At 68.4% G+C, this 21,465-nt stretch carries 20 protein-coding genes; 3 read left to right on the top strand and 17 right to left on the bottom strand.

Annotated features, from left to right (window positions below):
- Nucleotides 1-2: 2 nt before the first annotated feature.
- Nucleotides 3-1,490, bottom strand: a complete 1,488-nt coding sequence (eccB, locus tag GLP40_RS02270) for a type VII secretion protein EccB (protein WP_154786095.1) — start codon at nucleotides 1,488-1,490, stop codon at nucleotides 3-5.
- 131 nt (nucleotides 1,491-1,621) lie between these two features.
- Between eccB and eccE the strand changes: the two genes are divergently transcribed.
- Entirely contained in the window at nucleotides 1,622-3,277 is a 1,656-nt protein-coding gene (gene eccE / locus GLP40_RS02265) for a type VII secretion protein EccE (protein ID WP_154786094.1), read from the top strand.
- Here eccE and GLP40_RS02260 read toward each other — a convergent pair.
- From GLP40_RS02260 to GLP40_RS02245, 3 genes are all read right to left on the bottom strand, one after another.
- The gene (locus tag GLP40_RS02260) at nucleotides 3,262-3,825 is read right to left on the bottom strand and encodes an NADPH-dependent FMN reductase (RefSeq protein WP_154786093.1); all 564 of its coding nucleotides are present in this window, start codon (nucleotides 3,823-3,825) and stop codon (nucleotides 3,262-3,264) included. The genes eccE and GLP40_RS02260 overlap by 16 nt on opposite strands.
- Nucleotides 3,826-3,849: 24 nt before the next feature.
- A complete protein-coding gene (locus GLP40_RS02255; RefSeq protein ID WP_407671515.1) occupies nucleotides 3,850-5,106 on the bottom strand; it encodes an NAD-dependent epimerase/dehydratase family protein in 1,257 nt (418 codons plus the stop codon).
- A 192-nt stretch (nucleotides 5,107-5,298) separates the two neighbouring features.
- Complete coding sequence (locus GLP40_RS02245; protein WP_154786092.1) at nucleotides 5,299-6,114, bottom strand: S-methyl-5'-thioadenosine phosphorylase; 816 nt, start codon at nucleotides 6,112-6,114, stop codon at nucleotides 5,299-5,301.
- A gap of 125 nt (nucleotides 6,115-6,239) precedes the next feature.
- Here GLP40_RS02245 and GLP40_RS02240 point away from each other — a divergent pair, with 125 nt between their 5' ends.
- Entirely contained in the window at nucleotides 6,240-6,569 is a 330-nt protein-coding gene (locus GLP40_RS02240; protein ID WP_154786363.1) for a metal-sensitive transcriptional regulator, read from the top strand.
- Nucleotides 6,570-6,755: 186 nt separating this feature from the next.
- Here the strand turns inward: GLP40_RS02240 and GLP40_RS02235 are convergent, their stop codons facing one another.
- The 13 genes from GLP40_RS02235 to infA form a co-directional block, all read right to left on the bottom strand.
- Complete coding sequence (locus GLP40_RS02235) at nucleotides 6,756-7,745, bottom strand: nitrilase-related carbon-nitrogen hydrolase (protein WP_154786091.1); 990 nt, start codon at nucleotides 7,743-7,745, stop codon at nucleotides 6,756-6,758.
- 79 nt (nucleotides 7,746-7,824) lie between these two features.
- Complete coding sequence (locus GLP40_RS34685; RefSeq protein ID WP_154786090.1) at nucleotides 7,825-8,697, bottom strand: AraC-like ligand-binding domain-containing protein; 873 nt, start codon at nucleotides 8,695-8,697, stop codon at nucleotides 7,825-7,827.
- A 667-nt stretch (nucleotides 8,698-9,364) separates the two neighbouring features.
- The gene (locus tag GLP40_RS02225; RefSeq protein ID WP_196054492.1) at nucleotides 9,365-10,345 is read right to left on the bottom strand and encodes an AraC family transcriptional regulator; all 981 of its coding nucleotides are present in this window, start codon (nucleotides 10,343-10,345) and stop codon (nucleotides 9,365-9,367) included.
- Between the two features lie 231 nt (nucleotides 10,346-10,576).
- Nucleotides 10,577-11,542 (bottom strand): helix-turn-helix domain-containing protein, encoded by a 966-nt coding sequence (locus GLP40_RS02220; RefSeq protein WP_154786088.1) that lies wholly within the window; start codon nucleotides 11,540-11,542, stop codon nucleotides 10,577-10,579.
- A 223-nt stretch (nucleotides 11,543-11,765) separates the two neighbouring features.
- A complete protein-coding gene (locus GLP40_RS02215; protein ID WP_154786087.1) occupies nucleotides 11,766-12,317 on the bottom strand; it encodes a hypothetical protein in 552 nt (183 codons plus the stop codon).
- 394 nt (nucleotides 12,318-12,711) lie between these two features.
- A complete protein-coding gene (truA, locus tag GLP40_RS02210) occupies nucleotides 12,712-13,626 on the bottom strand; it encodes a tRNA pseudouridine(38-40) synthase TruA (protein ID WP_154786086.1) in 915 nt (304 codons plus the stop codon).
- A 68-nt stretch (nucleotides 13,627-13,694) separates the two neighbouring features.
- Complete coding sequence (gene rplQ / locus GLP40_RS02205; RefSeq protein WP_154786085.1) at nucleotides 13,695-14,195, bottom strand: 50S ribosomal protein L17; 501 nt, start codon at nucleotides 14,193-14,195, stop codon at nucleotides 13,695-13,697.
- A gap of 53 nt (nucleotides 14,196-14,248) precedes the next feature.
- The gene (locus tag GLP40_RS02200; protein WP_040855475.1) at nucleotides 14,249-15,307 is read right to left on the bottom strand and encodes a DNA-directed RNA polymerase subunit alpha; all 1,059 of its coding nucleotides are present in this window, start codon (nucleotides 15,305-15,307) and stop codon (nucleotides 14,249-14,251) included.
- Nucleotides 15,308-15,412: 105 nt separating this feature from the next.
- Nucleotides 15,413-16,018: a 30S ribosomal protein S4 gene (gene rpsD / locus GLP40_RS02195; protein WP_154786084.1), complete on the bottom strand. Its 606-nt coding sequence runs from the start codon at nucleotides 16,016-16,018 to the stop codon at nucleotides 15,413-15,415.
- Between the two features lie 22 nt (nucleotides 16,019-16,040).
- A complete protein-coding gene (rpsK, locus tag GLP40_RS02190) occupies nucleotides 16,041-16,454 on the bottom strand; it encodes a 30S ribosomal protein S11 (RefSeq protein WP_029923717.1) in 414 nt (137 codons plus the stop codon).
- 9 nt (nucleotides 16,455-16,463) lie between these two features.
- A complete protein-coding gene (gene rpsM, locus GLP40_RS02185) occupies nucleotides 16,464-16,835 on the bottom strand; it encodes a 30S ribosomal protein S13 (RefSeq protein WP_154786083.1) in 372 nt (123 codons plus the stop codon).
- A 236-nt stretch (nucleotides 16,836-17,071) separates the two neighbouring features.
- Nucleotides 17,072-17,185 carry a 50S ribosomal protein L36 gene (gene rpmJ / locus GLP40_RS02180; protein ID WP_033085975.1) on the bottom strand — a complete coding sequence of 38 codons (114 nt, stop codon included), beginning with the start codon at nucleotides 17,183-17,185 and terminating at the stop codon, nucleotides 17,072-17,074.
- 121 nt (nucleotides 17,186-17,306) lie between these two features.
- Nucleotides 17,307-17,528 (bottom strand): translation initiation factor IF-1, encoded by a 222-nt coding sequence (gene infA / locus GLP40_RS02175; protein ID WP_040804562.1) that lies wholly within the window; start codon nucleotides 17,526-17,528, stop codon nucleotides 17,307-17,309.
- Nucleotides 17,529-19,912: 2,384 nt separating this feature from the next.
- On the opposite strand from infA, the gene GLP40_RS35000 reads away from it, so the two are divergent.
- Nucleotides 19,913-21,433 carry a nucleotide-binding protein gene (locus GLP40_RS35000; protein WP_407671523.1) on the top strand — a complete coding sequence of 507 codons (1,521 nt, stop codon included), beginning with the start codon at nucleotides 19,913-19,915 and terminating at the stop codon, nucleotides 21,431-21,433.
- Nucleotides 21,434-21,465: the final 32 nt, after the last annotated feature.

Below are 21,465 nucleotides of genomic sequence, written 5' to 3'. Positions count from 1 at the left end.
GCTCAGTTCGCGTTCGGCGCTTGGGTTCTCACCGGCTCCTTGGCCGGATTCGGGTCCGGGGCCACGCCGTCGTGGGCGACCATGGCGTCTTCCCGGCTGAGGGTCGGTCCGGGCGCCAACAGTCCGAGAATCGGCCACGGCGCGGGTTCCGGCCGCACCTTCTCCGGGTCCATGCCCAGCGCCTTGGCGGAATCCAGATTCCTGATGCCGAAGCGAACTCCGTAGTCGGACACGAAGAACAGGCTGTCGTGGCGCTGGCTGTCCGGCTCGATGCCGGTGGACTGCACGTATGCCCCGGCACCCGGTTTCAGGTAGAAGCTGTCCGCATTCGGCCCGCTGCCGTCGGCCTGTGCGAGCGGAACCAGCTCGGCGCGGTCGGGAATCGGCACGGCGTGCCCGGTGAGCACGGCCAACTCGGCGCGTGTGCTGCCGTCAGGGGTATCGGCGGAGCTCACCGGCTTCCAGGACAGGCAGTCGACGGGCTGGTCCTTGCCGTCAACGATGACCGGGGCCTTGTCCGGATACTTCGACACCTGCAAGGCCGAGGAGACCGGCGCACCGGTGCGGTCGGCCTGCGCGATGTAGTCGTCGGCGGCGTCGGATCGGTAGGTATTGCGGATGATGTCGGCGGTCAGCGCGGAGACAGGCTGCAGGCCGTCCGGCAGCACCACGTAGTACCTGCTGTCCGCGCGCACCTGCACGACATCGCCGATGCGATGGTCGCCGAGCGGGTAACTCGGTGCGGCCCCGGCATTCTCGATGCGTGGCGGTACCAGCGGCAACACCTCGGGAATGGCGTTGAGCAGACCCTGGCTGATGGGCCGTGCGGTTCGGCCGCGCAGGTCGAGCGCATCGACCACGGCGCGATCGTTCAGATCGATCCGGGCGCGCTGATCATCGTAGATCAGGTAGGTGTGGTCCTTGCCCTGCGCCAGCAGCGCCCTGCCGGATGCCAGCGCAGATGCCTTGTCCGCCAAGGTCGGATCGCCGACCAGTACCGAGGTGGTGAGATTGCGGCTGCCGTCGTTGGACAGCGCGTCGCACACCGTCCAGGTGCGGCCGTGGCCGTCGGCGAGGGTCAACGAGGTCGGCGCGCCCGGAATGCCGATCAGCTGCCCGCGCGGCTTCGTGGCCAGCTCTGACTCCTTCACCGTCGCGGGCTTCACCGCATCGCCGGCGGCCAGGCGCGCCGAAGCCAGATTCAGCGCCGGGTGCACCACATTGTCGAGCACGACGTAGACCGCGCCGGAATCCTTGCCGACGAGGATCTTGTTGGACCCGATCTTGTCCTGTGGTCGCAGCAGGGCCAACACTCCGCAACCTGCCAGCGCGACACACGCGAGAATGAGTCCGGCGGCGTAGGCGCGGGATTGTGAGCGCATGGGATCGTGCAGCATTCGCACGTCCCGGCGGACCAGGGCGTGCTCCATGCGACGGACCAGGAAGCGGTAGCCGCTCACCTGCCATCGGGTCGTGGGTTTCGAAGGCATCCAAGTCCCCGCCAAGTCGTTGGGTTCGCCGAACACAGTACAGTGACCAGCACCTTCATTCGCACTCGGCTGCCGCGCGGGCGCACTCGTGCGCCGCCTGGTGCCGACATCGGGGAACCGGGGGACCGACGATGACGATCGAATCCGGGGCGACGGCGCCGCGACGGTTGCTCGGCCGGATCTCCTTCGCGAACCTGGTCTGGGCCCAGGTTGCCGGACTGGTCGTTCTGATCATCGCAATGGCGTGCGGATTGCCCTGGTGGGGTGCGCTCACGCTCGGCATAGTGGTCGGTCTGATTCTTGTGCTACCACTCGGCAAACGTACGGTGTCGGACTGGATCGCCACCCGCTGCCGGTTCCGGTCCCGCCGCGACCACCCGCCCGCCGACATCATCGACTTCCGTGCCCCCGATGGCCGCTCGCTCGGACTCTATCGGGACGGCAGCCGCGTGGTCGCGGTCGTCGAACTGCTCGCGCCCAAGGGGGGATTGACGAGGCTCGGCCGCTCCACCGTGCACTCCGCCCATCTGCTGCCGCTGCCGGAACTCGCGAAAAGCCTGAGCCGGCACGACATTCTGCTCTCCGGGATCGACATCGTCTCGCACGGCTACCGCAGCCGCTCCGGCACGCCCGCGGGCGCGATCTACGAAACCCTGCTCGGCCCGCTGCCCGCCACGGCGCACCGCACGGTGTGGCTGGCCATCGCCTTCGACCCGATCGGCTGCCCGGAGGCCGCGGCCCGGCGCGGCGGCGGACTCACCGGCGCGTGCCGGGCGGTCACCATCGCCACCCAGCGCATCGTGCGCACCCTCGCGGACGGCGGCTGCTCGGCCCGGCTGCTCACCGCCCCCGAGATCCGGCAGGCGGCGCTCCAGATCACCGCCGGTCTGGACCCCGGCGGACTGATTCAGCGCTGGCGCTACGTCGAACTCGGCAATGGCGTGAACATCGGTGCGGCCGTGGATCCCCGGGAGCTGGCCTCCGACCTGCTCGCCCAGTTGTGGTTGCCCGCCTCGCGCGCCACCACGGTGGCCGTGCGGCTGCGCCCCGGCGACAGCGCCGACACCGTGCGCATCGGCGCGGCCTGGCGGCTCACCGCCCGGGAAATGCCCGAGGAGCCGGTGCAGCAGCACATGATCTCCATGAACGGCCGCCACCGCGAGGGCCTGCTCGCGCACCTGCCCTTCGCGGTGCCCGGCCTGGACGACATCGTCCCCACCGAGATCCGCGAGACCGCCGCCCTCGCGGCCCTGCACCTGCCGTCCGCCGGCTGCGGCCAGCTGGCCGGTTCCGACGACGAGGGCAATGGTGTCGCCATCCGGATTGTCGGGCAAGGCATTTCGAGCGTTTATCTGGCGGGCGAGCTCTACCTCGCCCAGCAGATCGTCTTCCGTGCTCTGGCCGTAGGGGAACGCATCCTCATCCGCACCGACCGCCCTCGGGCGTGGCAACAGTTGGTCATCACCATAGGCAATCCCGACCGTCTCACCGTCGCCGTCGAAACCCATCAGCCCGACGCCGATTTCACCGCCACCCTGGTCGACGGCGTCCTCGCCCCCGCACCCCATGCGGGCCTCACCACCATCTACCTGACCGGCGACCCCCTCGGCTGGCCGGGGAGCAAACCCGACCTGTCCATCCATCAGCCCGGAGCGGTCGGAAACCGGATCATCCTACGCACCGGCGCCACCGAGGTCGCCTTGACGCTGGTCTCCATTCCGCGCGAGTCCATCTACATCGGACAGCCCCGCGCCGCAGTCGCTTTCGCGCCTCAGCTACCCGGATAAGGGTCGGCCGCACGGGCGGTGCGCAATGCCCGTGCCCACCAGGCGAGTTGCCGGAGCATGCGGTCAGCGGCATCGATGGCCGCGCCGTCCCGAGTCTCGCCGTCGGCGTCGAATCGGCGTTTGGCTTCGTGGAAGCTCACGGTCTCGCGAATGGAGACCATGTGGATCTCGGCGACCACCTGCCGCAACTGCTCCACCGCGCGCAGGCCGCCGGACAGGCCGCCGTAGCTGACGAAACCGATGGGCTTGCCACGCCATTCGCGTTTGGCGCTGTCGAACGCGGTCTTCAGCGAGGCCGGGTAGCCGTGGTTGTACTCCGAGGTAATCGCCACGAGGGCATCAGCGGCCCCGATCCGCTGCTGGAACGCCCGCACCTCATCGGTCTCGGTGAGGTCCATCGGCAGCGGGGTGTCCATCAGGTCGATGACACCGACCTCGAACTCCGCGTCGGAGCGCGCCCGCCGCAGGAACCAGTCCGCGACCACCGGCGCGAACCGCTTGGGACGCACACTGGCGATGATGACCTCGAGCCGGAGCGGGGTGTCCATGCCGGGAGCCTATCGGCTGAGCGTTCAGCGCCGCCCGATACCGCGCGCGGCATAGTCGGCCAGACCCTTGGCCGGCGGCGTGCGCGCGGTGAAATCCAAGGCGTGCCGGGCGCGTTCCGGATGTGCGACAACATGGCGGATATCGGTGATCCGGCACTGCCCCGTCACCACCGGGGTCGGGCCGTCCACCGCCTTGGCCATGGTGGAGGCCACCTCCCACAGCGTGAGCGGTCGCCCCGAGGCGATATTCAACGGCACGAAACCGGGCACCTGGCGTTCCACGGCCGCCACGGTGGCGACCGCCGCGTCTCGCACGTGCGTGAAATCCCGGACCTGCCCGCCGTCTTCGAAGACCTGCGGCGGGCGGCCCGCCGCCAGTTCGGCCCGAAACCGCGCGACCACACCGGATTCCGCCGATAGCACCGTACGGCCGTCCGCCACCGGCTCCCCGTAGAGATGGTGATACCGCAGCACCGCGGCATTCCCACCGGTATTGGCCACCCAGGCCAGCGTGTAGCGCTCCTGCGCGACTTTGCTTGCCGCATAGGCGCTTCGGGGCCGCAATGGCGCGTCCTCGCCCATCGGTTCCCAGGTCAGCACCTCTCCGGACCGCGGCGCTCGATGATCGAACAGCCCTCGATCCAGATCACCGCGCCGCCGCAATCCCGGATAGAACGGCCCGCATCGCACGCCCCGGTACCGGCCCTCGCCGTACACCGCGACCGAGGAGCCCAGCACCAGCCGACGCACCCCCGCCTGCTCCATGGCGGCCAGCAGCACAGCGGTCCCCACGTCATTGTGCGCGGCGTACAGCGCGGCCCAGCGCATGCCTTCCGCGCCCGGCCGCTCCGGTCCGCCCCGGTCCGGGCCGATCGGGGCGCGGACGCACGGGCCTGCCCCGTGCGCGGCATCGCCGCCGCGCTGCCCGTCCTCGGAACTGCGGCGCGCGTGCGGAACATCCTGCGACGCCGCGAGGTTCGAAGGGGCGGCGGGCACCGGCTCGATCGCGCCCCGGACCTGCGGCAGCGGCACGGCCGCCGCCAGGTGGCATACCACGTCGATATCGGCGAGCAGGGGTTCGAGCGCTTCCTGATCGCGGATGTCGATGCGGGAAACATCCTCGGGGATAGCGGAATTCGGGCCGTGCACGGTCGCGAGCAGCGCGTCGATCGCGACGACGTCATGGCCCGACGCCAGCAAGGCGCGATGGACGTGGGAGCCCAGATAACCAGCCGCGCCGGTCAGCAGGACGCGCAGGGGTTCGGAACCGCCCGCATTCATGAACCCAGCGTAGGCGAACGGGCCGAAATGCTCACCTCCAGCGAGAGGCGTAACCCCGATACCTATTGGGAGACGGGCATGCAGGGTGTGCGAACCGATCCCGTGGATGCCGCCACGAGCAGGTGCGACGGCGCACCGCGGGGCACAGAGCGGTGCCCCGATCGCTCGGGCGGCGATCCCATCGGGATTCGATCAGGGCAGCTCGAAGGGCAGCTGCACGCCGGTGCCCGTGAGCACGCGGCACTTGTCGCAGGTGTCGTCGCCCTCGACGGCGGCGACGGCGCGGCGCACCAGGGCCTTGAACGGCACCAGGTTGCGCTCGAACTCGGCGAAGACGTCGGCGGCGCTGACGCCCTCACCCGACTCCAGGCCCGCGTCCAGGTCGGTCACGAGAGCGATTGCGGAATAGCACATTTCGAGTTCCCGGGCGAGCACGGCCTCCGGGTGCCCGGTCATATTGACCAGCTCCCAGCCCTGTCCGGCGAACCAGCGGCTCTCGGCGCGGGTGGAGAAGCGCGGGCCCTCCACCACGACCATGGTGCCGTAGTCGTGCGCGGGCAGCTCGTCGCCGAGCGACGCGGTCGCGGCCGCACGCAGTTCGTCGCAGTACGGGTCGGCGAAGGAGACGTGCACGCCACCGGTGTCGTAGAAGGTCTGGGCGCGGCCGGAGGTGCGGTCCACCAGCTGATCGGGAACGGCCACGGTGCCCGGGCCCCAGTCGGCGCGCAAGCTGCCGACCGCGCACGGGCCGAAGATGCGGCGCACGCCCAGCGAGCGCAGAGCCCACATATTGGCGCGGTAGGGCACGGTATGCGGTGAGAATTCGTGCTTACGGCCGTGCCGCGGCAGGAACGCCACCGAGCGCCCCTCCACCTGACCGATGGTGATGGGCGCGCTGGGCGCACCATAGGGGGTCTCTACCTCGACTGTGATGGCGTCGTCGCCGAAGAAGTCGTAGAACCCGCTGCCTCCGATGATGGCGAGCGTTGCCCGTGGATCCGAACTCATGCCCCGATTCTCGCGCATGCGCGTATGAGTGGTGGGACCAGGGCGAACCATGTACCCTAGGGGGGTATTATCGCCCGGCAGTGAGGACAGCGCAGGTGACCAACGACAAGACCGCGACCACAGACATGGCTGCGCACACCGACACCGCCGCCGAGTCCTGCCACGACCACGCCACCCACGGCTACATCACCGCCAAGGACGACTACCTCAAGCGCCTGCGCCGCATCGAGGGCCAGGCTCGCGGTTTGCAGCGCATGGTCGAGGAGGAGAAGTACTGCATCGACATCCTCACCCAGGTCTCGGCCATGACCAAGGCCCTGCAGGCCGTCGCCATGGGCCTGCTCGAGGATCACATCAGCCATTGCGTGGTCGACGCGGCCATCGCCGGCGGTCCGGAGGCCGAGGCCAAGATCAAGGAAGCCACCGACGCCATCGCGCGGCTGGTGCGGAGTTAGGCACCTCTCGCAGCTCTCAGGGTCTTCACCCCGAAATCCCCTGAGGACACCAGGGTCTCGAAGACGAACCCCAGCCCGTCGGACCGCCCAGACGTCGGAACCGGCTGGGAGCGCACTGATCCGCCGAGCCTCCGGGTACGCGCGGCATTGCCCGCATCGCCGAGCACCCGGTAAGTCGAGGTCGGGTCAGCAGGCGGCGATGCCGCCGGGGTCGGCGCCCAGGGACATCGGGAGGGCCCAGCGGTCGGGCCCGGACTGCCAGCCCGCGGCGAGACGGCGCGAGCCGCGGCGGGCCGGGACGGAGCCCTTGCTGTCGCGGGTGGAGCGGTCGGAATCGAACCGCTGGTCTCCGGCGCTCGCCGCGCCCATGTCCAGATCGGCGTAGAGGATGCCCTCCTCACCCTCATCGAGCGGCGACACCACCTCACTGCCGTCGGCGGCGTAGATGCGGGTGCGGCCGGTGGGTCCGGCCATCCGGTGAACGCCGCCCATGCCGTCGAACGCCGACTCACCCACCACCGCGGTGGGCGCGAGGACGAACGCGCCGACCTCGAGCGCGTACATGCGGCTGACCGTGGTGCTCGAATCCAGCCCTGCCGCATCGCCGTTCGGGCTGCCGGGCCACGCCGCCACGTGAATCTGCTCCTCGTCGGCGCGCAGCGCGCGGGTGAGCAGCGGCCGCTGATTCTCCTGCCCGGACAGCGCGCCGTACTTGCCGATCGGAGTATGGTGCACCGCAGGCAGATTCGGGGTGCCGGAAGCGAATATCTTGCGCTCCACGCTGTTCAGCCCCGCCTTGCGGCGCATCGACAGCAACTTGCCGGAATCGTCGATCACGGCCTGCGACATATAGATTCGCCGATCCTGCCGTTCACCGAATCCGAGGATGACGTGAATGCCATACGCGGCTGCGGCCTCGGCGATCGCGCGCATTTCCGCACCATCCCGGGTCATCGAATTCTCGCGGCATCGAGTCGAGTACTCGACATTCCACTGATTGGTATCGATCCAGCGCCACCACGGATAACCGGGGAGAAACGCCTCCGGGAATGCGATCAGCCGGGCGCCCCGCGTCGCTGCTGCTCGGATCAGTTCGACGACCTGCTCGACGCCGTCGGACAACCGTAGCCAGCTGGGTTCGGCCTGGACGGCGGCGACTCGCACCGTAATCCTCATCGCTTATCCCTCATGGAACGTGATGCTTGCCAAGAGTTTCCGGCCGAACAATGGCGATGAGTGCCGAATCACCGACTGATCATGCCAGGGTACGAAAAGCCCCTGGCGTAGTGCCCATTTCCAAACGGAAGCTTCTGTAGAAGCTACGCTCGGTGAGGAATCCCGATGCTTTCGCAACGGCCGAAAGCGGCAACTGTGGCGCATTTCGCAGTAGATCGCAAGCACGTTCGATTCGCATGCGGCGCAGTACAGTTCCGGGCCCACCCTCGAACTCGCCGAACACCCGGTAAAGAGTACGCCGCGACATGCGGCAACCTTCCGCGATTCGATCAACTCCGAGATCCGGATCGGCGCAGTTGCTGCGCATGAAGGCCAGCACCCGCTGCCGATTCAAGGCGTCCGCAGACTGGTCATGCGTGGTGCGCCCGGACGCCGCGACCACCGCCGCGGCCAGCAGATCCATGCCCGGCTCGGCCAGCAGCGCCGCCCCGGCCGGATCGGTGCGCTGCAATCCCGCGACGCCGCGGAAGAACTGCGCCACGATTCCCGGCGCGGTTCCGCCGGAAAAGACAGTGGCAGTGGGGACTTCGGGATCGGAGAGGCCGTAGTGGTCGCGCAGCCTGCTCAGCGGCACCTGTACGACGACTTGCTCCCACTCGTGCTGCAAGTCCCACTGATAGGGACGAGTGGTGTCGTAGAACACGATCGAGCCGGGGCGGACGTCGGCGACCCGGCCGTCCTGCTGCAGGCGTCCGTGCCCGGAAATCGGAATACTCGCGATCAGATACTCGTCATTCGCCTGCGCTATCAGCCGATCGGTGCGGCGAATGAACTGAGTGGAGGATCCGACGACGGTCAGATCGAGGTCGCCATATCGGGCGTGTTCGATATGTCCAACAAAACGATCGGTCGGTTTTGGTGAAACCGCCAATGGCACATAGGCATCGCTCACATGCGCTTGCCAGCGCTCGAATGCCTCCGCCGGCGACTGCTCCGGTCCGGACCGCACCTCGATCCGATCGACCGCTTCTGACCCTTCCACTCCCCATCCCTCGATGACAATGGTCGGCCCATGTACGACCGAATACTTCGGGAGAGTGTGTCAGATCCGGAGAAATCGGGCCAATGCACCGCATTGGTACGTACCAGTTTTCGGTAGGCGGCCGACTCGCCGCTCGGATCCAGTTCCAGATCGGCGTACAGCAAACCCTGTGTTCACGCCCGCCCAGCGGCGTCGCCAGCTCCGTCTACCAGAGTGTGACCGCATTGTTCACGCGCACAACCCAATCCACGTCCCGCGCCACAATGAACCCCGGCCAGGTCACCATGTGGATCCGCGCGCCGGTGCGCTCCCGCTCCCACCGCGTGGGCAGGTGCAATTGCTCAGAGCCCGCCCTGCGCCGCGACGCTGCCGATGCCGATGCGGAAGATTTGCGACCCAAGCTCGCCACCGCGGAAGACCTTGCGCTCCAACGGCGTCAGCTCGGACTTGCGACGGACACTGAGCAGTACCCCCCGCGCTCGTCTATGAGGCACTGCGACATGTAGAGCGCGCCGGCACCGCGTTCACATCACCCTTCGCCGAAGACGAGGCGGTTACAGCGACATCCCATGCCGTGCTATCGACGGCGCTTGCCCGCGTCCAGTTGTGACCGAAATTGACCGGGCGTCACGCCGGTCTCCTGCCGAAATGCGCGGTAGAAATGCCGATCGGTGGCGAATCCCGATGCCGCGGCAATCGCCGAGAGCTGACGGTTCGGGTCGGCCCGCAAGAGCCGCCGGGCGTGCTCGACTCGCATGCGCCGCACCAGCGCGGCGGGGCCTCCGATGTCCTCGCACACCCGGTAGAGGGTGCGCCGAGACATCAGGCAGGCGTGCGCCACCTCGTCGACAGTCAGGTTCGGATCGGTGTAGCGCTGACGCAGCACCGACAGCACCTGCTGGCGGGTGTAGACCGAATCGGCTGGCGCCGGCGAGCTCTGCCCCTTGGCCAACAGCACGGCGGAGGAGAGCATGGCCGCGATCTGCGATTCGAGAACGTTTGCGGCCCGGTCGGTTTCCTTGACCGACAGGGCCGCCATGCCCCGGAAGAAGTCGACAACCACGCCCATCGCCCCGGTGGCGGGCAGCGCCTTGGCGATCGGCAGTTCATCGCGTAGTAGCCCGGCGTAGTCGAGCACATCGCTCATGGGCGCGCGCACGATGGTGGACACCGCGTCCTCGGTGGTGCGGCTCTCGATCGGGCGGGCACTGTCGTAGAACGCGATGGTCCCGGCCCCGCCCTCGGTGATCCGGCCGTTCTGCTCTGTCCAGTTCGCGCCATCCACCACAATATTCACCAGCAGGAATTCCCCCGCGGCCTGGTCGAGCTGGCGCTTGGTGCGCACCACCCGCTGGGCGCTGGAGGTCATCAGAGTCAGACTGGCGTGGTCGAACTGGGTGGAGCGCAGCTTGCCGTGCCACTGCCCTTTGCCGATCGGCTCGATGATCGACGGGAGCACGGCGTCGGCCACGATGGCCTCCCACTGCTCGAATGCCTGCCGCGCGGAAACCTCTGAGGTCGTCTGGACTTCGGCGCTGGCAGTGGACGCGATACCCACACCTTGCATCATTGCACTACCAGCCGCCAGGAATCTGCTAATGAAGCCGACCGATCCGACGAAACGGACCAGTTGCCCGGATTGTTGAGTTAGCTCGCCTGCCCGGTCGTCGGCGGCTCGAAGGCGACGACCGGGCGGCGCTTCTCTAGTATTCCGATCGGCCGCGCCACTGTGACTGCCCGCCCGTGCCAGATCGCTGTCAATTCACGTCATCCGCGATTCAACCCCTGATCAGGCATGATGCGAGCGGAATTCGCCAGGGGTCATGCCCATTTCGCGTTTGAAGGCCCGATAGAACTGCCGCTCCGACACGAAGCCCGACGCACCGGCCACCGACAGCAGCGGCCGGGAGGGATCGGTGCGGATCAGGGCGAGGGCACGCTCGATGCGCATGCGCCGCACCATGGTCGCTACGCCGTCCTCTCCATGCTCGAACAACCGATACAGGGTCCGGCGGGACACCGCACAGGCTCCGGCCACCTGATCGATGGTGAGTTCGGGATCGGCGTAGTGGCGTTGGATGAAGGCCAGCGCCCGCTGTTTGGCCAGCGCCTGCGCGGGCTCGTCGCGCGGCAGGTCGTCCGCCGCTAGCTGCACCACCGAAGCGAGCAGTCCCGTACCGTGTTTGGCCAGCGTCGCCGCCTGATCCGGTGCGGTGTACTGCAATTGTGCCAGTCCGCAGAAGAAGCGGCCCACGAGGCCGGCCGCGCCCTCGGGCGGGAAGCGCACCGCCGTCGGCAGCCGGTCCGCGGGCACACCCGACTGGCCCACCACCTCGGACAGCGGCACCTGCACCGCCACCACGCCCCAGGACTGCTCGAAATGGACGCTGAAGGGCCGGGAACTGACGTGCAGGGTGAGCCCGCCGTCGGCCAACTCCCCCACCCGCCCGTCCTGCTCCAACCAGCCATGCCCGTGTGTGGTCACAATGGCGAACAGGATGGGTTCCTCGGGCTCGTTGATGAGCCGCGGAATGCGGCTGAGGTGCTGGCCGCTGGCCGTCACCATGGACACATCGATCGTGCCGAATCGCGATTGCACGATGCGCGCACGGAATTCCCCCGATCGCACCGGTGTCACCACCACCGGAACGTAGGCCGCCGCGACCACGGCCTCCCATTCCGCGAAAGTCTCTTGCTGCGAAACCTCCGGTGTGGAGCGAACCTCCATCACCGCGGGCTCGACTCCGCCCCTCATCGCCCGATTCTCGCACCCGAACCTCAGTCGGATCCCCGAATTCCCTTAACAACATCCAACTTTCACCCCCTCGCTCTGATCCGCCCCCTGCCCCCGGAAACTCGCACAACGAATCTTCGTCCCGGACTGGCATTTTCACCCCGCCCCAGCCCGCAACAACAGCGCCGCGATCCCGGCGCAATATCGATTTCTCCACCGCGCCCGGCGGGCATTCCGAGCAGCATCAAACGTTCGAGCCGATCGCCCGCAGATGCGCCCGCAAGACCGTCGCCGCGAGGGCGTACGGCGGCAGATCGGCGTCGGGGTCCTGGCAGCGGAGGATGCCCCGATGCAGGTCGGCGCGATCCTGCCGGGCCCGGCGGTCCAGCGCCGATTCGAGCTCTCGGCGAAAATCCAACGGCGACAGTCGCTCCGTGCGGCCGGGTAACCCGCGCCCGGTCATTTGCTGCTCCACCGCCGCGTCATCGCCCGAGAACAGGACGATGTAGTGCGCCACATCCTCGCGACGCCGGTGAACACCCACCAGGAAGCCGTGAATAGCGCCCGCGCGCTCGAAACTGCCCATCAGCAAGCAACGACCTTCGGCACCCGAGCGGGTGAACTCGACCGCGCGCACCGGAGCGCCGAGCCGAACCGCCCAGTTCGGCGCGGTCGTTCCGGCCGCGTCGAGCCGATCCGCCGCCGCCTGTGCCGCGCGCGACAGCTCGCCGCCGGTAAGCCAGGCGATACCGCGCAGCAGGCCCAAGGCCTGCGGGCTCGCCTCCGCCTCGAGCATCAGCACGCACCACGCGCCGAACAGTTCGCCGAACTCGTGCTCCTCCGCGGCACCAGGAACGAGGAGCTCCGCGATCAGGAACTCGACCCGGAAGGGATCGGTACCGTCCCCGAAAGCGCGAGCCACCGCGAGAGCGCTCTCGATCGGCTCCCGCAGATCGACCTTGTCACCGCGACATGCGGCGCACCCACACGCCTCCGGATCCGCGTGGTACTCCGTGCGCGGCCTCCCGGCGACTCGTCCGCTCCGACTCTTCCGATTACCGCCGCCACGCCTCGATTTGCTCATGGCATGCACTATCCGCCGCCATCTGATCCAGCACCCGGTGAAGCGAGACTTCGCACCCCGCGCCAAACAATGAGTCGCACTGCGCATTTCGCAGCGGTTCCCCGGGTCAGTCGCCGCAGCAGGATTCGGGGTCGGGGACGGTGCGGAGTTCGCGGGTTTCGGCATTGCGGGCGGCCAGGTCGGCATCGGCCGGGTAGTCGACGGCGATGAGCGAGAGACCGTGTGCCGGGGCGACCGTGACGGAGCTGGAGCGTTCGCGTTCATTCAGCAGGCCGGCTATCCAGGCAGGGGTGCGGCGACCCTCGCCGACGGCGAGGACGCCGCCGACCAGGCTGCGGACCATGGACCAGCAGAACGCGTCGGCGCTGACATAGGCGGTCAGCAGATCGCCGTCCTGGACCCAGTCGAAGCGCTGCAGTTCGCGAATGGTGGTGGCGCCCTCGCGGCGCCGGCAGAAGGCCGCGAAATCGTGCAGGCCCAATAGGTTTCGGGAGGCCTCGCGCATGGCTTCGACATCGGGGCCCGGGCGGCACGGGACGACGCTGCGAGCCTGGAGAGGTTCCGCGCCGAAGGGAGCCGTGGTCAGACGGTAGGCGTAGTGGCGGCGGATGGCGGAGAAGCGAGCGTCGAAGTCCGCTGGCGCGAGGCGCGCATCCTTCACCCGCACGTCCTTGGGCAGGAAACGGGCCAGCCGGTGCACCAGCTTGGGGCCGTCCACCTCGGTATGCGTATCGAAGTGCGCGACTTGGCCTTCCGCGTGCACGCCCGCATCGGTGCGCCCGGCCACGGTGAGCTGGATGGGCTCGCGCAGCACCTTGCTCAGCGCGTCCTCCAGCACGCCCTGCACGGTACGCAGGCCCGGCTGGCGTGCCCAGCCGGTGAAATCGGTGCCGTCGTAGCTGATGTCCAGCCGTACCCGAATCGAAACCGGTTCGGGCGTCGAATCCCCCACGGTCACAGCGATCTCCTGGTTAACATGGAGAAAGCCCGCCGACCCGGAGGGGACGGCGGGCTCACTCATGGAATCTCCACCTTCGGGGTTTCAGGGGGAATTCCCCGAGACCCCTTGTCGAGTCCGAAGGCGTGGAATTACTCCGCGGCCTTGTCCTCGGCCGGAGCCTCTTCGGCCGGAGCCTCAGCGACGGCCTCTTCGGCCTCGGCCTCGGCCGGAGCCTCGGCAGCCTTCTGCGAAGCGGCGACCCGACGGGCACGGTCGGCCTCGTTGGTCACGGTCTTCTCGCGGACCAGCTCGATGATCGCCATCGGAGCGTTGTCACCCTTGCGGGGGATCGTCTTGATGATGCGGGTGTAGCCACCCTCGCGGCCCTCGAACGAGGGACCGATCTCCGCGAACAGGGCGTGCACGACGTCCTTGGAGCGGATCACCTTCATGACCTCGCGACGGTCGGCCAGGGTGCCGGCCTTCGCCTTGGTGACGAGCTTCTCGGCGTAGGGGCGCAGCGCCTTGGCCTTGGCCTCGGTGGTCGTGATGCGACCGTGCTCGAAGAGCGCCGTCGCCAGGTTGGCGAAGATCGCCTTCTGGTGCGACGCCGTCCCGCCGAAGCGGGCACCCTTCTTGGGCTTGGGCATTGTTTGAATCTCCTGTGTTGAAGGCCGATTCGGGGCGCTACACCCCGAATGACCTAAAGCTGTTCGGTCTCGGCGTAGTCCTGCTCGCCATTGTCGGTGTCGCTGAACGAACCGCTGTCGCTCCAGGTGCCGCTCGCGGCGTCGTAGCCGACGACGGAGGACGGATCGAAGGAAGCCGGAGAATCCTTGAGGGACAGGCCGAGCGAGTGCAGCTTGACCTTGACCTCGTCGATGGACTTCTGACCGAAGTTGCGGATATCCAACAGGTCCGACTCGGTGCGGGCGACCAGCTCGCCGACGGTGTGCACGCCTTCACGCTTGAGGCAGTTGTACGACCGCACGGTGAGATCCAGGTCCTCGATCGGCAGGCCGAACGAGGCGATGTGGTCCGCCTCGGCCGGGCTCGGGCCGATCTCGATGCCCTCGGCCTCGACGTTCAGCTCGCGCGCGAGACCGAACAGCTCGACCAGGGTCTTGCCCGCCGACGCCAGCGCATCCCGCGCGGAGATCGAGTTCTTGGTCTCGACATCCAGGATGAGCCGGTCGAAGTCGGTGCGCTGCTCGACACGGGTGGCCTCGACCTTGTAGGTCACCTTCAGAACCGGCGAGTAGATCGAGTCCACCGGAATCCGGCCGATTTCCGCACCCGACGCCTTGTTCTGCACGGCCGGGACGTAGCCGCGACCGCGCTCGACCACGAGCTCGATCTCCAGCTTGCCCTTGTCGTTCAGGGTGGCGATGTGCATGTCCGGGTTGTGCACGGTCACGCCCGCCGGGGGGACGATGTCACCGGCGGTGACGGTGCCCGGGCCCTGCTTGCGCACGTACATGGTGACCGGCTCGTCCTCTTCGGACGACACGACCAGGCCCTTGAGGTTCAGGATGATGTCGGTGACATCCTCCTTCACGCCCGGGACGGTGGTGAACTCGTGCAGCACGCCGTCGATGCGAATGCTGGTGACGGCGGCACCAGGAATCGACGACAGGAGCGTGCGGCGCAGCGAGTTGCCGAGGGTGTAACCGAAGCCCGGCTCCAGCGGTTCGATGGTGAACCGCGACCGGTTCTCGGACACGACCTCTTCGGTCAGCGTCGGTCGCTGTGAAATCAGCATTTTCTTCCTCCTTCGAACGCCCACTATTTGACGCTCACGATTGGGAGCTATTGCGGCCCTGTGTATTTCAGGGCCGCAACCAGCGGTGCGCTGACGCGCACCTCATTACTTCGAGTAGAACTCGACGATCAGCTGTTCCTGGAGCGGAACATCGATCTGCGCACGCTCGGGGAGCTGGTGCACCAGGATGCGGAGACGGCCGGGAACGACCTGCAGCCAGCCCGGGACCTGACGGTCGCCGAGGGTCTCGCGAGCGACCTGGAAGGGCAGCGTCGGCAGCGACTTCTCCTTGACATCGATGATGTCGTACTGGGAGACCTGGAAGCTGGGGACGTCGACCTTCACACCGTTCACGGTGAAGTGGCCGTGCGAGACGAGCTGACGAGCCTGACGACGGGTCCGGGCCAGACCGGCGCGGTACACGACGTTGTCCAGCCGCGACTCGAGCAGACGCAGCAGGTTGTCGCCGGTCTTGCCCTTCTGGCGGTTCGCCTCTTCGTAGTAGCGGCGGAACTGCTTCTCCATGACACCGTAGGAGAAGCGAGCCTTCTGCTTCTCCTGCAGCTGCATGAGGTACTCGGACTCCTTGATCCGCGCGCGGCCGTGCTGGCCGGGCGGGTAAGGACGACGCTCGAACGCCTGGTCGCCTCCGACGAGGTCGACACGCAGACGACGCGACTTGCGGGTGATAGGGCCGGTATAACGAGCCATTGTCTTCTACTCTTCCTTCCCGCTAGACGCGACGCCGCTTGGGCGGACGGCAGCCGTTGTGCGGCTGCGGGGTGACATCGGAGATCGTGCCGACCTCCAGGCCGGCGGCCTGGAGCGAACGGATCGCGGTCTCACGGCCCGAACCCGGGCCCTTCACGAACACGTCGACCTTCTTGACGCCGTGCTCCTGCGCCTTGCGGGCAGCGTTCTCGGCAGCGAGCTGCGCGGCGAACGGGGTGGACTTACGCGAGCCCTTGAAACCGACGTGGCCGGAGGACGCCCAGGAGATGACGTTGCCCTGCGGGTCGGTGATGGACACGATGGTGTTGTTGAACGTGCTCTTGATGTGCGCGTTGCCGTGGGGAACGTTCTTCTTGTCCCGGCGACGCGACTTCTGAGTCTTCTTCGGGCCAGCGGCCCGGCTCTTCGGAGGCATGCGCTATCCCTACTTCTTCTTGCCGGCGACGGTCTTCTTCGGACCCTTGCGCGTGCGGGCGTTGGTCTTGGTCCGCTGGCCACGCACGGGCAGGCCACGGCGGTGGCGGATGCCCTGGTAGCAGCCGATCTCGATCTTGCGACGAATGTCGGCCTGCACCTCGCGGCGCAGGTCACCTTCGACCTTGAAGTCCTGCGACTCGATGTAGTCGCGGAGCTTGGTCAGGTCGTCGTCGCTGAGGTCCTTGGAACGCAGGTCCGGGCTGACGCCGGTAACGTCGAGGATCTCCTTGGCGCGGGTACGGCCGATGCCGTAGATGTAGGTCAGCGCGATCTCCATGCGCTTTTCGCGCGGGAGGTCGACGCCCATCAGACGTGCCATGGTTGGCGATTCCTTACTTTTGCGGAGGTCTGCTCCCTGTCCGTCCCCTCGTAAGCGGGGCCCCGGCCTCCGTACCGGGGGTAGGCCGCCATCCGTCCCCTACGGGACTCGGCGACGGCGACTGGCGCTGGGAGTTCTTCTTTTATTGCCAATCCGAACCGCGTTCGGTGCTTGGCGGTGAGCGACCGGGAACGTGAGGAAATCACTGTCCCGGCGACCACGGCACTAGGCCGCAATCAGCCCTGACGCTGCTTGTGGCGCAGGTTCTCGCAGATCACCATGACCCGACCATGACGGCGGATCACCTTGCACTTCTCGCAGATCGGCTTGACGGACGGCTGAACCTTCACGTCAGATCCAATCTGGGTTGGTGTTCACTGGCCGTGAACACAGTTTTTCCCCGGCCGGTTTGACCGGGGAAAACCCGGGACTCGAGGCCCCGGAAGTCTTTGACGCACCCGCGAGGGTGACTCACTTGTAGCGGTAGACGATGCGACCACGGGTCAGGTCGTAGGGCGACAACTCCACGACGACGCGGTCCTCGGGCAGGATGCGGATGTAGTGCTGCCGCATCTTGCCGCTGATGTGGGCCAGAACCTTGTGGCCGTTTTCCAGCTCGATCCGGAACATCGCATTGGGCAACGGCTCGATCACCCGGCCCTCGACCTCGATGGCCCCTTCCTTCTTCGCCATATCCTCCGCGATCCCGGTTAGGCTGAACCTGGTTGGTTCAAGCTCATTACGGCAGGTCGGCCCTGATGTTCGGTGGTGCGCACCGGTAGGTTCGGTGGTGCGCCGCGGCCAACCCGGTGACATACTCACTGGAGGCGGCACAAGGACATGCCACAACCACTATGTAAGTCACCAGCGACCTAGCTTACCTGTTTCCCCAGATCCGGCCAAATACAGGTGCCGCGATGGGGTCCCGCCGTGCGCGAAGGATGATCCTCGCCGCGCACGGGGAACGTGCCTCGATGCCCGGCGCATGCGACCGGGCGGTCACATACGCCGGGCGCACCCCCGCCGGAGATCGCTAAACTACGCCCTGTCTTGCACGATCGATCGAGCACCCGGGGGTAGATGTGAGTCGCGAGAACGACGGCCTCCCCATGCTCCCACCCTGGCTGTCCGAGAGCGACGTCTCCACTACCGGGTACGAGGCTCCCGTCGAGAACCTCCCCCAGGATGACGTCATCCCCGAGGAGAAGGGCGGCCGCCGTCTCTTCGGCAACCGCCGGCCCCGCAAGCCCCGCAAGGACGCACCCGCCGAGCCCGCGCAGAGCCCGGACCGCTCCGCGCCCCCGGGCGCCGACTCGGCCGAGTTCAACCGGTGGGCTCCTCCGCAGCAGAACGTTCCGATCCCGCAGCGCGACCCGGGCACCCACTTCAACCCTCCCAACCCCGTCCAGTCCGGTAGTGCGGCCCCTCAGTCCGAAAACCGGCAGCCGAACGGCCACGGCACGAAACCGCCCCAGCCCAACGGTCACGGTCCAGCGCAACCGCCGAACGGCCAAAGCCCCGCACCGTTTCCGCCGAACGGCCAGGCATCGGCCCCCTTCCCGCCGAACGGCCAAGGGTTCATGCCGCCCAACGGTCAGGGCTTGCCCGGGGCGCAGCCTCCCGGTCGGCCGCCGACGCCTGCACCGGGCCCGCGCTTCGACATCCCACCCGCCAACAGCGGGCAGCCCGTGCGCCAGACCGATCCGCAACCGCCTCGGCCGGCGCCACATTCGGGCCCGCTCGGGCCGAGCCAGGGTTCGCGCTTCTCCGCGCCTCCGGTGCCCCCGGCCGAACCAACGGACCCGGCTGACCAGTCCGGGCAGCCCGGCCAGCCCGACTTCACGCCATCGCCGCTGCCGCCGTCCCCCGCGTTGCGGCACGGTGCGGGTCCGGTCGAGGCGCAGGCCGGCGCGTCCCTTGCGGGAACACCCACCACGGGCGCCCCGGACGCGGTTGCCCCCGTCCGCCCGCCAGCGGATCCGACCACCCGGATGCCGCTTCCGCCCTCGCCGGGCGAAGCCACTTCGGTGGTTCGGGCAGCCCGCCCGCCGCTCCCCCCGGCTCCCGGCGAAGTGGAGCACGAAGGCCCGGGCAGCACCGACCTCGCCGGTGTCACCACCGAGATGTCGCACCCCCCGCTGCCCCCGGCGCCGGGCGAACTCGACGCCACCGGCTCCGGCATCATCACCCCGGCGCCGCCGACCACGCGCGCGCCGATCCCCCCGGTTCCCGACGGCGGTTCCACCGCAGGGGCGGACCGGTCCGGCACAGCGGGTGCGAATTCCGATGCGCCGCAGGCTCCTTCGGCCGAGCGCCCGCCCGCCGACCCGACCACGCGGATGCCCGGCCCTCCGGTCGGCAATGAGATCCCACCCGTGCCGAACATGATGGCCGCAGCTCACGGGCTGCTCGACGCGCAGCTCGCAGACCTCACCGGCACACCCGGCGACGGCGAACAGCCCGACCCGACTCCCGGTTTCGATCCGTCGATGCCCCCCGGCCGCCACCGCGCCCTGGAGGTTCCGATCCCTCCGCCGGCGGACCCGCGCGTCGGTGACGCGGTTCCGCCCGCACCGCAGGACGATTCCGCGCGCGGTGATCGCCCGCCGCTCCCCCCGGCGCCCGGCGGCGCTGCGCAGCGCCCGTCCGAGTCCGCCGCGCGGGGCTTCATCCCCGATCACAGGAACCCTGGAACCGGCCCGCAGAATTCCGGACCCGCGCATTCCGACGACGCCGCACACGACTCCGGCCCGATCCCGGGTCCGCTGCCTCATGGTCCAGGATCCGGGTCGCGGATCCCCGGCGATGGCCAGTGGATGCCGCCCGCACCGCCTGTGCCGCCGCAGTTCTCGAACGGCCGGGGCCGGCCTGCGTCGCCCCACTCCGGGGCCCCCGCGGGACCCGTTCCGCCGCATTCGAACCCGTGGGCCCAGGGGTTGAACACCGCGAACCCGAACGCCGCGGCCGGCAACCCCGGCATGGATGCGAACCCGTGGGCAAACGCGCCCCGGTCCGAGGCCGCCGCGGCAGGTCCGACCGGACCACACGCCGTCGGTCCCGGCCAACCCGATTCCGGGATTTCGCCGACGCCGGGATTTCCGGCAGGAGTCGGTGCGCCGCAGCCGACTGCGTGGGCGAACCCGTCCGGCGCGCCTGCGTCGGGTCAGCCGACGCCGACGACCGGCGGGCCAGGGTCTGCGGATGCCATTGACGCGGATGCGAACCCATGGGCGAACGCGCCCCTGTCGGAGGCTGCGGCCGCCGGGTTGACCGGGCCGCACACCGTTATGCCCGCGCCGCACGGCACGGGGGTGCCGGGTGAAGACGCTTCGGGACAGGTGCATTGGGGTCCTGGCACGTCCGGACAGCCCACTGCCGATCCGCGGGGTCCGGGCGGGCAAACGCCTTGGGCTGCACCAAGGCAGGAACACGGCGCAGCTCACACCGATCGGTCCGGCCAGGGCAACCTGCCCGATGGCCCGGGACAGCCCGGATTCGGAGCCCCGGGGCAGTCCGAGGCAGGCGCACCGGGGCAGTACGGCAACCCCGGGCGGCCCGGCTACAGCCCTCCCAACCAGTACGGAGTCTCCGCTCCCGGACAGCCGGAGGCCGGCGGGCCCGCGCAGGGGGTTTGGGGTACGGCCGGTCCCGGGGGCTATGCGGGTGGCCAGGTGCCCTCACTGGACGATGTGCCGTTGCGGCGGGCCAAGAAGGCTCCGGGCTCGGGGTGGCGGCGCGCCGTGCACCACATGTCCGGTGGAGCCATCAATCCCGGGATGTCGGCGGAGGAACGACGGCTTCAGGAGCTGGTCGCCCGGATCCGGCAGCCCGTGCGCGGGGATTACCGGATCGCGGTGCTGTCGCTGAAGGGCGGCGTCGGCAAGACGACGACCACCATGGGTCTGGGTTCGATCTTCTCGTCGATCCGCGGGGACCGGGTGATCGCCGTGGACGCGAACCCGGACTTCGGGACGCTGTCGCAGCGGGTGCCGTTGCAGACGCGGTCGACGGTGCGGGATCTGTTGCTGGACGAGCACATTCAGCGGTATTCGGATGTGCGCCGCCACACCTCGCAGGGCAGCAGCCGGCTCGAGGTGCTGGCCAGTGAGCGCGATCCGGCGGCGTCGGAGGCATTCAGCGAGGAGGAGTACCGCGCGGTCGCGCGCATCCTGCAGCGCTTCTACAACATCATCCTCACCGACTGCGGTACCGGTCTGATGCATTCGGCCATGGCGGGTGTGCTGGATCTGGCGCACTCGCTGGTGCTGATCTCCTCCTCGGCCATCGACGGCGCGCGCAGTGCCGCCGCCACTCTGGACTGGCTGTCCCTGCACGGCCACGACCATCTGGTCCGCAATGCCGTGGTGGTGATCAACCTGCCGCGGCCGGGCTCCCCGAACGTCGGCATCAACCAGCTGCGCGACTATTTCCTGTCGCGTTGCCGCGCGGTGCACATCATCCCCTACGACGCGCATCTGGGCGAGGGCGCGGAGATCGATCTGCACCGTCTGAGCAAGCCCGTCAAACGCGCGTACGTCGAGCTGGCGGCCACCGTCGCCGACGATTTCGGGGCCGATCACCGGCGTTATCGCGGCTGAGCCGGGGCCGGTCCGGGGACCGGTTCCGAATC

It is taken from the genome of Nocardia aurantiaca (assembly GCF_009708175.1).
Lineage (GTDB): Bacteria > Actinomycetota > Actinomycetes > Mycobacteriales > Mycobacteriaceae > Nocardia > Nocardia aurantiaca.
The sequence above is the reverse complement of the archived record's forward strand: the minus strand, read 5'-3'. Positions and strand labels throughout refer to the sequence as shown.